The sequence below is a fragment of the Serratia sp. 506_PEND genome (assembly GCF_001076875.1).
GTDB classification, from domain to species: Bacteria; Pseudomonadota; Gammaproteobacteria; order Enterobacterales; family Enterobacteriaceae; genus Serratia; species Serratia marcescens.
The window spans coordinates 1-5,423 of record NZ_JVEL01000117.1; the positions used below are offsets into that span (position 1 = coordinate 1).

Genomic DNA, 5,423 nt, shown 5'->3' on the forward strand with positions numbered 1-5,423 from the left:
TCTTGCACAGCGAGCGGGAAAAATTTGTCGATCCGCGTCTGTTGGTCGGCAATGAAACCCGCGACGACGCGGCGGTGTATGACATCGGCAACGGCGTCGGCATCATCAGCACTACCGACTTCTTCATGCCGATCGTCGACGATCCGTTCGATTTCGGCCGCATCGCCGCCGCTAACGCCATCAGCGACGTCTACGCCATGGGCGGCAAACCGATCATGGCGATCGCCATTCTCGGCTGGCCAATCGCCAAACTGCCGCCGGAGGTGGCGCAGCAGGTGATCGACGGCGGGCGTTTCGCCTGCCAACAGGCAGGGATCGCGCTGGCCGGCGGCCATTCCATCGACGCGCCGGAACCTATCTTCGGCCTGGCGGTCACCGGCGTGGTCAATACCGAGCGAGTGAAAAAGAACAGCGCCGCACGGGCCGGCGCGCAACTCTATCTGACCAAGCCGCTGGGCATTGGCGTGCTGACGACAGCCGAGAAGCAAAGCAAGCTGCGTCCTGAGCATCAAGGGCTGGCGACGGACGTGATGTGCCGCCTTAACAAGCCGGGCGCCGACTTTGCCGAGGTGGCGGGCGTCACGGCGATGACCGATATCACCGGCTTTGGCTTGCTGGGCCACTTGAGCGAGGTATGCCAGGGTTCCGGTCTGCAGGCGACGGTCTGGTTCGATCGGGTGCCGAAGCTGCCGCACGTCGAGGCGTATATCGCCGAGGGCTGCGTGCCGGGCGGCACCGGGCGCAACTTCGACAGCTATGGCCATCTGGTGGGCGAGATGAGCGATTTGCAGCGCCAACTGCTGTGCGATCCGCAAACCTCCGGCGGTTTGCTGTTGGCGGTATTGCCGGAGGCGCAGGCGCAGGTGCTGGCGATTGCCGAGCAGCACGGCATCACGCTCAATCCTATCGGTGAGCTGCATGCCGCACAGGCAGGTAAACCGCTGATCGAGGTTGTGTAGTGTCCAAGATGCAAGGCAGGCCGGACAGCGCCGATTATCAACGCATTTTTCTGCAGGACGTGCCGCTGATTGACGTGCGCGCGCCGATCGAGTTTCAGCAAGGCGCCTTCGCTCAGGCGGTGAACCTGCCGCTGATGGTCGACAGCGAGCGGCAGGCGGTGGGCACCTGCTATAAGCAGCATGGTCAGCAAGCGGCGATCGCGCTCGGCCACAGCCTGGTGAACGGCAAACTGCGCGAACAGCGCACCGCCGCCTGGCTGGCGGCCTGTGCGCAGCGACCCGAAGGCTATATTTACTGCTTCCGCGGCGGGTTGCGCTCGCAGTTGGTGCAGCAATGGCTGCATGAGGCCGGCGTCGAGTACCCGCGTATCACTGGCGGTTATAAGGCGCTGCGCAATTATCTGCTGGGCGTGTTGGCGCAAAGCGCGGCATTGCCGATGGCCCTGGTGGGCGGCAATACCGGCAGCGGCAAGACGTTGCTGGTCAACGAACTGGCCGACGGCGTCGATCTGGAAGGCGCGGCGCGCCATCGCGGTTCATCTTTTGGCCGAACGCTGGCGGGGCAAAGCTCACAGATCGATTTTGAGAATCGTCTGGCTGTGTTATTGCTGAAAAAACAGCATGGTGGCAGCCGCCGTTGGGTGCTGGAAGACGAAGGGCGGATCATCGGCAGCAACAATCTGCCGTTGCCGTTGTTCAACGGCATGCAGCAGGCGCCGGTGGCGGTGATCGACGATCCGTTCGATATTCGTCTGGCGCGCCTGCAGGCCGAATATATCGACGGGATGCGCGAACAGTTCGAACAGGCCTATGGCATGGAAGAGGGCTGGCGACAGTACGACGACTATCTGCACCACGGCCTGTTCGCCATACGCCGCCGCCTGGGCCTGGAGCGCTTCCAGCAACTGACGCAGCGGCTGGAAGCGGCGCTGCGGGCACAGCGGCTCAGCGGCCAGGGCGAGGCGCACCGTGAGTGGTTGGCGCCCCTGTTGCAGCAGTACTACGATCCGATGTATTGCTATCAGTTGGAAAAGAAAGCCCAGCGGATTGTCTTCCGCGGGAACTATGCAGAAGTAAGAGAATTCTTGATGACGTTCAGCCAGAAAAACGGTGATTAATGCGACTGTTCATAGCCGAGAAACCGAGTTTGGCGCGCGCCATTGCCGACGTCTTGCCCAAGCCGCATCGCCGCGGCGACGGGTATATCGCCTGCGGCAACAACGACGTGGTGACCTGGTGCGTCGGCCACCTGTTGGAACAGGCTCAGCCTGACGCTTATGACAGCCGCTATGCGCGCTGGTCGTTGGCGGATCTGCCGATCATCCCCGAAAAATGGCGCTTGCAGCCGCGGCCGTCGGTCAGCAAACAGCTCAACGCCATCAAAAAGTTGCTGCTTGAAGCCGATGAAGTGGTTCACGCCGGCGACCCGGATCGCGAAGGGCAACTGCTGGTGGATGAGGTGCTGGACTACCTGGATTTGACGGCGGAAAAGCGCCAGAAGGTGCGCCGCTGTCTGATCAACGATCTCAACCCGCAGGCGGTGGAGCGCGCGGTTGAACGCCTGCGCGACAACCGTGATTTCATTCCGTTGTGCGTGTCTGCGCTGGCGCGTTCGCGCGCCGACTGGCTGTACGGCATCAATATGACCCGCGCCTACACGCTGCTGGGCCGCAACGCCGGTTACGACGGCGTGCTGTCGGTAGGCAGGGTGCAGACGCCGGTGCTCGGATTGGTGGTACGGCGTGATGAAGAGATCGAAAACTTCGTGCCAAAAGACTTCTTTGAGGTCAAGGCGCACATCGTCACGCCGAAAGAAGAACGCTTCGTGGCGCTGTGGCAGCCCAGTGAGTCCTGTGAGCCTTATCAGGACGAAGAGGGGCGTTTGCTGCACCGGCCGTTGGCGGAGCATGTGGTCAAGCGCATCGAAGGCCAGCCGGCGCTGGTCACGTCTTATAACGATAAACGGGAATCCGATACTGCGCCGCTGCCGTTTTCGCTCTCCACGCTGCAAATCGAAGCGGCCCGGCGTTATAACCTCAGCGCGCAACAGGTGCTGGACGTTTGCCAGCGGCTGTACGAAACCCACAAGTTGATTACCTATCCGCGTTCCGACTGTCGCTACCTGCCGGAAGAGCATTTCGCCGGCCGCCACGCGGTGCTGAACGCCATCAGCGTGCACCAGCCTGAGCTGTATCCGCAGCCGGTGATCGACAGCGATCGCCGCAACCGTTGCTGGGACGATAAGAAGGTCGATGCGCACCACGCCATCATTCCCACCGCCCGCGCCGGCAAGATTAATCTGACGCAGGATGAACGGAACGTGTATGGGCTGGTGGCGCGCCAGTATCTGATGCAGTTCTGTCCGGATGCGGTATTCCGCAAATGCGTGATCGAGCTGGATATCGCCGGCGGCAAATTTATCGCCAAGGCGCGATTCCTGGCGGAAGCCGGCTGGCGTACGCTGCTGGGCAGTAAGGAGCGCGACGAGGAAAACGAAGGTGCCCCGCTGCCGGTGGTGGCTAAAGATGATGAGTTGTTGTGCGAGCGCGGTGAAGTGGTGGAGCGCCAGACGCAGCCGCCGCGGCCGTTTACTGACGCCAGCCTGTTGTCGGCCATGACCGGCATCGCGCGGTTCGTACAAGATAAAGCGCTAAAGAAAATCCTGCGGGCGACCGATGGTTTAGGAACGGAAGCGACGCGAGCGGGGATCATCGAATTGCTGTTCAAACGGGCGTTTCTGTACAAGAAGGGACGCTATATTCACTCCAGCGAAACCGGGCGCGCGTTGATTCACTCGCTGCCGGATCTTGCTGCGCGTCCTGATATGACGGCCAACTGGGAAGCCACGCTGACGCAAATCAGCGAGAAATCCTGCCGTTATCAGGACTTTATGCAGCCGTTGGTCGGCACGCTGCAAGAGCTGATTTATCAGGCTAAGCAGAGCCGGGCGAGCATGGCGTTTCGTGGGTTGCCGCCGCCGCCTTCCAGCGGAGGCAAAAAACGCAGGAAAAGCGCCGGCAAGGCGCAGGAGAAGAGTGAATGAAACGCGGACTCAATGGGGTGCTGGTTGCCGCTGCCCTGATGTTTTCCGGCCTGGCCGCCGCCAACCGGGGCGATGTGGACGTGGTGTTGCCGGTTTCGCCGGAGATTTGGGGGACGGCGAAAAACGGCGCCAATTCGCCACCGGCGCAACCCTGCAACCGCTGTTGCGTCTACCAGAATCAAAACTATTCCGAAGGCGCGGTGCTTAAAGTGGAAGGGGAAGTGCTGCAGTGTGTGCGTGAGCCTAACACTATCGGCACCAACCCCTTGATTTGGGTGCGATTAAAGAAGTGACCATGTAACCTATCGCCGCGCTCAGCGTGAATCGCCTTGCGCGGCGATATACTCCGCCAGCAGTGGAACGTCAGCGGGTGCCAGAGCGTATTCCTGCGCCTGTTGCGGCGTGACCCAGACCAGCGCCGAGTGGCAGCGCTGTTGCAGTTCACCGGAGAACTCTGCGACTTGCCAGGCGTGCAGCCGGATGAGGCGTTCACCTTGCTGCCACTGATTGCTGCCCACATAGTTGCCGATACGGGCGCAAATCCCCAATTCTTCATCCAGCTCGCGCGCCAGCGCCTCTGGCTGGTTTTCGCCGGCTTCAACCTTGCCGCCGGGAAACTCCCACAGACCGGCCTGATCGCTGCCTGCGCCGCGCTGGGCCAGCAAAATGCGGCCATTTTGTTCCAGAATGGCGGCTACCACGTCGATAATTTTCATTGGCTTCACAGAGTAAAACCCCGGCGAGCGCCGGGGTGATGGGGTTACAGCGTAAATTCCGCCCAGACCGGCGCATGGTCGGAAGGTTTCTCCATGCCGCGGGTTTGGTAATCGATGCCGGTGGCGATGCAGCGCGAAGCCAGCGGGGTGCTGGCCAGCAGCAGATCGATACGCAGGCCGCGGTTGTCATCGAACCCTTTGGAGCGGTAGTCGAACCATGAGAACTCGTCGTTGCGCCCCGGATTGGCGTGGCGGTAGGTATCGACCAGGCCCCAGTTCAGCAGGCGATCCATCCATTCGCGCTCTTCCGGCAGGAAGGAGCATTTACCGGTGCGCAGCCAGCGTTTGCGATTGTCTTCGCCGATGCCGATATCGTAATCGCTGGGGCTGATATTCATGTCGCCCATGATCAGCACCGGGGATTCCGCCGATAGCTGCTGCTCCAGGTAGTTTTGCAGATCCTGATAAAAGCGTGTTTTAGCCGGGAATTTGATCGGGTGGTCGCGGCTTTCACCTTGCGGGAAGTAGCCGTTGATCACCGTCAGCGTGCCCTGCGGCGTAGCCAGATCGGCCATGATGATGCGACGCTGCGCGTCTTCTTCATCGGTTGGGAAACCGCGGCGCACGGCCAGGGGCTCCGCTTTGGTCAGCAGCGCCACGCCGTAATGGCCTTTTTGCCCGTGATAGAACACGTGATAGCCGTGC

Annotated in this window: 6 protein-coding genes; 4 read left to right on the forward strand and 2 right to left on the reverse strand. The window is 61.3% G+C overall.

The features are described from left to right. The 4 genes from selD to ADK28_RS03430 form a co-directional block, all read left to right on the forward strand. On the forward strand, positions 1-959 hold a 959-nt coding region (selD, locus tag ADK28_RS03415; RefSeq protein ID WP_048794885.1), incomplete at its 5' end, for a selenide, water dikinase SelD. An 8-nt stretch (positions 960-967) separates the two neighbouring features. Next, positions 968-2,077 (forward strand): tRNA 2-selenouridine(34) synthase MnmH, encoded by a 1,110-nt coding sequence (gene mnmH / locus ADK28_RS03420; RefSeq protein WP_048794888.1) that lies wholly within the window; start codon positions 968-970, stop codon positions 2,075-2,077. Beyond that, complete coding sequence (locus ADK28_RS03425) at positions 2,077-4,002, forward strand: DNA topoisomerase III (RefSeq protein WP_016927481.1); 1,926 nt, start codon at positions 2,077-2,079, stop codon at positions 4,000-4,002. The genes mnmH and ADK28_RS03425 overlap by 1 nt, the downstream gene beginning before the upstream one ends. Further along, positions 3,999-4,295, forward strand: coding sequence for a YnjH family protein (locus ADK28_RS03430; RefSeq protein WP_048794886.1), 297 nt, complete (start codon positions 3,999-4,001; stop codon positions 4,293-4,295). Before ADK28_RS03425 ends, ADK28_RS03430 begins: the two co-directional genes overlap by 4 nt. 21 nt (positions 4,296-4,316) lie before the next feature. On the opposite strand, the gene ADK28_RS03435 is transcribed toward ADK28_RS03430, so the two are convergent. Both ADK28_RS03435 and xthA read right to left on the reverse strand, forming a co-directional pair. Continuing rightward, entirely contained in the window at positions 4,317-4,718 is a 402-nt protein-coding gene (locus tag ADK28_RS03435) for a pyrimidine (deoxy)nucleoside triphosphate diphosphatase (protein ID WP_033640116.1), read from the reverse strand. Positions 4,719-4,762: 44 nt separating this feature from the next. Next, the coding region (xthA, locus tag ADK28_RS03440) for an exodeoxyribonuclease III (protein WP_048794887.1) at positions 4,763-5,423 on the reverse strand (661 nt) is incomplete at its 5' end.

Excerpts from the sequence above, each read along its gene's own strand:
- mnmH (WP_048794888.1), top strand. The coding sequence starts at position 968 with ATGCAAGGCAGGCCGGACAGCGCCGATTATCAACGCATTTTTCTGCAG.
- ADK28_RS03425 (WP_016927481.1), top strand. The coding sequence starts at position 2,077 with ATGCGACTGTTCATAGCCGAGAAACCGAGTTTGGCGCGCGCCATTGCC.
- ADK28_RS03430 (WP_048794886.1), top strand. The coding sequence starts at position 3,999 with ATGAAACGCGGACTCAATGGGGTGCTGGTTGCCGCTGCCCTGATGTTT.
- ADK28_RS03435 (WP_033640116.1), bottom strand. The coding sequence starts at position 4,718 with ATGAAAATTATCGACGTGGTAGCCGCCATTCTGGAACAAAATGGCCGC.